Here is a 4,472-nt window from a genome sequence, read left to right on the forward strand (position 1 = left end):
AAGTTGTAGGTGGTACCGGTGCCACTAAAGCCACTGACTGTGCCGTTGGTGACGGTGATATCACTGGCGACAAAGTTGGTTGTGCTTTCACTGAAGGTGGCGGTGACGGGAAACGCTGCGGTGACGGTGGCGGTGGCGGTCGAAGTCAGGCTGACGGTGGGCGGTGTGGTGTCAGCGGTGGTGAAATTCCAAGTAGCTGCGCCTGTCGTACCGGCATAATTGTTACCTGCTAAGTCTTTAATTGCACCGGCGGCAATTTCAACGTAGTAATCTGTGCTTTGCGCTAAATCTGCCAGTGGATTAACTGTGACGATACTGCCACTAATCGTGACATTGGTGGAAGTAACATTTATAGTTTCCACCACTGAGTTATCCGAGACTTTCTTGATGACAATATTGCCAGTGCCTTTTTGTACGGCTTCACTCAAGGTGACAACTAAATTAGCAGTAACTGCAACACTGGTGGCGTTATCTGCGGGGGTGAAAGTGGCTGTGGGGGCTGTGGTGTCAGCCGTGCGCGTCAAAGCAGTGGCCGCTGTATTGTTGTTGCCGGCGGCATCCGTAGCTATATTGGCGGGGATGTTAACTGTAACTGTGCCGCTCCCTGTGGGGGTGACGGTGAAGTTGTAGGTGGTACCGGTGCCACTAAAGCCACTGACTGTGCCGTTGGTGACGGTGATATCACTGGCGACAAAGTTAGTTGTGCTTTCACTGAAGGTGGCGGTGACGGGAAACGCTGCGGTGACGGTGGCGGCGGCGGCGGAAGTCAGGCTGACGGTGGGCGGTGTGATGTCAGCTAAAACACCTGTGGCTCCGAAAACTCCCAGATAATTATCAACGCTGGTACCGCTTGTTTTACTGAGGGTAATGCTCTGCAGCGTTTTGGCTGGGTTAGGATTAAACATGAACCCGAATAGGGCCGGATCATTGGCATTCTGATAACCGTTTCCTGCTGTATCACTGCTTCGATCCATTCCGTCGATTAGATAGTAACTCGACGATGTTTCGGTAATTTCGTCATACCAGTCGGGAACTACTGTGGCTGTGCCTGTCCCAGTAGTGCCATCGCTATAGTTAAATGTCACCTGCATCCCAGCGCTGCCATTTGTACTGGTGGCGAACAGGTGGATTTGTGAATACTGGTTGGGCGTAACAGCAAAGTTAAAGGATGTGCCGTTAGTTGTAAGAACTTTGGCGTTGTTGCCGTTATTGGTGTTGTTGTAGCCTAGCTGAACGTCGGGACGGAAGGCATTTGCTGCGAAAAAGCCGTTGTCGGGTAAACCATTGCCACTAGCACCGCCTTTCAAGGTTGCAAAGGACTGAGTGATTAAGGTATCTATGCTAGCCCCTCCCGCTGCGTTACCCAATTCGCCTTGTAGGGTGTCTGTGACTCCTCCCGTGTAGTTGATAATGACATCGCGATCGAATACTGATGTGAGATTAAATTGAACGGGTGAGGCTAAAACATCGGCATAGGTTGCCATTGCTTCGCTGGACAAGGCAAGGGAGGCTTCGATCGCCCCTGTTGTTTTTTCTAATTCCCAGTCGCCCCCTAGTGCTGCATTCCCCGTCTTGTCGGTGGATGCTGCCACATCTGCCCCTGTGATTTCGCTGAGGCGCTTTACGAAGGTTGCTCCAACTTCTCCGGCTGCTACATCGCATCCATAAAGTAGAATATCCCCATTTGCTGTCAGGGCATTTCCCCACTGTTTTATCTGAGCGCTAAAATTTTCTAGGTTATTGTCATTGAGTATGTCAGCACCTAGTTTTAAACTGCCTTCGCTGCCGTGAGAAACTATATGAACTGCTTCAATATCTTTTTGATCTGCCAAGGCGTTAGTAATTTGGTCGATCGCGCTGAAATTTTCATTTAAAATCACAATTAGAGCGGGATCGATGCCTTGGATCAGGCTTTGATAATCCTGTACTGAAGAGTCTACGAAAATAATTTGCTTGTTCATAGTTGATAAGTTCATAATTGCTGAAATCCTTTATATCTATCGTTTACATCCAAGTCTGGCCGGGGTTGAGACCCCCGCCTCAAATCTTAAGTGCTCTTGCATAGGACTGAATAATTTATTAGTCTTATTGCTCAAATCGATCGATCGGTAAAATTGTTAGCCCGTTGCCTTTTTCACGGGAAATAAACGTGGAAAACTGATTGTCTTCGCTCACGGCTGACAGCATTCGATCGGCTTGGGCCCCCAATAGGGGAAGTCATAGCGCTGTAAAACCGGGGATTTTGTCGTCGTAGTAGTGCAGCCAGTAAAGTAGAGCCTGAGCGGGGTAGTCCTGATATGAAGTGAGGTTTCACTGGCCTCGTGGGGGAATGGGATCCCATAACATTAGATGCAACTTAAATGTATCATACCACAGACATATCTTTTATAGCATACTTTTATTTAACCTTTCGCAACACAACATCCAGATTTACGATCTCTTTACAATTTAGACATCGTGGGTTGGCTTTCCCCTATCTCTATCATTGCTTCGGGTCCCTGCCTTTGTAAAGTCGGAAAAGTCGGATCTTAAAGTCGGAAAAGTCGGATCTTTGCCATGAGGACATAATAAGGTTTACGCTATCTTTACAATCTAGATATCGCCCTTGTTAATTACTTAGGTATTTTAACTGCATATCTAAGGGAATCTACGCGGATATACGCAGATGAAGAGATGTTATTTGATGAGTTCTTCGAGGGATGGAAAAAGCAATTTTTCTGCGCTCACTTTTTCGCAATCACAAGGCTGTTGACTGGCGGATATTGCTGATACTTTTCCCAGCAGCAATTGAATGCTTTCGATTAGCAATGGTAGAGTTAATAAAATAATTGATGCAGAGACTAGCAAGCTAATTAAACCGTCAGCCCAATTCCAGTGCAGCCACGCGACGGCGATCGCAGCTAAAATTACTCCAACCGACGAAAAAATGTCGGCGACTGCGTGCAGAAAGGCGCTTTTGAGGTTCAAGTCGCCGTGACAGCAGGAATGCAAGCAACAAGCATTAATCGAGTTGATGCTTAAACCGACTATGGCGGTAATTAACATCGGCAGCCCTTCTACTTCGGGGGTTGGGGACTGCAAACGGCCGATCGACTCGGCGGCAATCCACAGGGCGATCGCCACTAAACTGATACTATTAATTAAAGCAGCAATGATTTCTCCACGGGCGGGCAGGATGCCCACCCCACAATCAAATTCACTGTTTGTGGAACAGGCATCTTGCCTGTTCTTAAGAATACTGCCCGATCTCAATACTAGCTTTTTACGGGCGGGCAGGATGCCCACCCCACCGGCCAATTCACTGTTTGTGGAACAGGCATCTTGCCTGTTCTTAAGAATAGTACCCGAACTCAATTCGATCGCGCAATCCACCGATTTACTTCTGTTTTTAAGTGACGAGTACCAAGTCGCTGTCAAAGTTATTGCTAAAGCTGCTACATCTGAAAAAACGTGACCCGCATCTGCTAGTAGGGACAAACTATGAGAATTAAGTGCGGCGATTAACTCTGCTACAAAAAAGCTGCTAAGCAATACCAATGCTGTTTGTAAAAGTCGCACTTTGCCCATTCTGGGATTTATATTCTCGCATTGTGCGATATCCTTGGCGTTTTCAGGCTCAAAATTGTCCCTAACTGGAAATATCATGCAGCAGTCCTTAAGGTTAAACTCGATTTTAAATTAAACATTAAATTAGCTATCAATGACCGATTATATACCAAATCCGAACCAAGATCCGGAAAATTTGAGCGCAAATTCCCCAAATTCTCAAATAAACGATCGTCCAATTAGCGACAACCAGCCAAATACTTTAACAGGGGAATCTTTAGTTGATTTGCGGCTGTACAACCAATCAAATTTCGATCGAGGAAAGCCCGGTTGGCTAATTTTGCTTTGGTGGTTCGTCCAGGCGATCGCATTTCCTCTCACTCCACACCCTTTTAACGGCATCAGAAGCGGCTTGCTGCGGTTATTTGGAGCGAAAATAGGTCGGGGTGTGATTATCCGCCCTACGGCTCGTTTTACCTATCCTTGGAAAATTGAAATCGGCGATTACAGTTGGATCGGAGATGATGTTGTATTGTACAGTCTCGATCGAATTGCGATCGGCAAACACTGCGTCATTTCTCAAAAAAGTTACCTTTGCACCGGCACTCATGACCCTCAAGACCCAGCCTTTGGCTTAATCACAGCATCTATTATCATTAATAACGGCGTTTGGATTGCCGCCGACTGCTTCATTGGCCCTGGTGTAGAAATCGGTGCAAATGCCTTAATTGGAGCTCGCAGCAGCGTCTTTAAAAATATGCCTGCAGGCTTTATTTGCACAGGAACACCTTGTCGTCCCCGCTGTCAGCGAGAAATTAACCAAAGTTCCTAAGAGATATTGCACCGGGAAACTAAGGAATGAGAATTAAATAACTTCCACTCTTGAAAGTGGGATGGGCGTCCCGCCCGTCCAAAAAGGACGGGCG

General features: G+C 47.0%; 3 protein-coding genes. 1 reads left to right on the top strand and 2 read right to left on the bottom strand.

Annotation, left to right across the window (positions count from 1 at the left end; genetic code table 11):
* Together QUB10_RS33730 and QUB10_RS33735 are read right to left on the bottom strand one after the other, a co-directional pair.
* Positions 1-1,976, bottom strand: a 1,976-nt coding sequence (locus QUB10_RS33730; RefSeq protein WP_333207467.1) for a DUF4347 domain-containing protein, incomplete at its 3' end; no start/stop codon positions are given.
* A 700-nt stretch (positions 1,977-2,676) separates the two neighbouring features.
* The gene (locus QUB10_RS33735; RefSeq protein ID WP_333207469.1) at positions 2,677-3,645 is read right to left on the bottom strand and encodes a cation diffusion facilitator family transporter; all 969 of its coding nucleotides are present in this window, start codon (positions 3,643-3,645) and stop codon (positions 2,677-2,679) included.
* A 55-nt stretch (positions 3,646-3,700) separates the two neighbouring features.
* On the opposite strand from QUB10_RS33735, the gene hpsU reads away from it, so the two are divergent.
* Entirely contained in the window at positions 3,701-4,378 is a 678-nt protein-coding gene (gene hpsU / locus QUB10_RS33740; protein WP_333207470.1) for a hormogonium polysaccharide biosynthesis acetyltransferase HpsU, read from the top strand.
* The last annotated feature ends 94 nt before the right edge of the window (positions 4,379-4,472 follow it).

Source organism: Microcoleus sp. B5-D4, assembly GCF_036705145.1.
Lineage (GTDB): Bacteria > Cyanobacteriota > Cyanobacteriia > Cyanobacteriales > Microcoleaceae > Microcoleus.

What these genes read in the sequence shown, in the direction of transcription:
- QUB10_RS33735 (WP_333207469.1), bottom strand. Translation starts at nt 3,645, where the DNA reads ATGATATTTCCAGTTAGGGACAATTTTGAGCCTGAAAACGCCAAGGAT.
- hpsU (WP_333207470.1), top strand. Translation starts at nt 3,701, where the DNA reads ATGACCGATTATATACCAAATCCGAACCAAGATCCGGAAAATTTGAGC.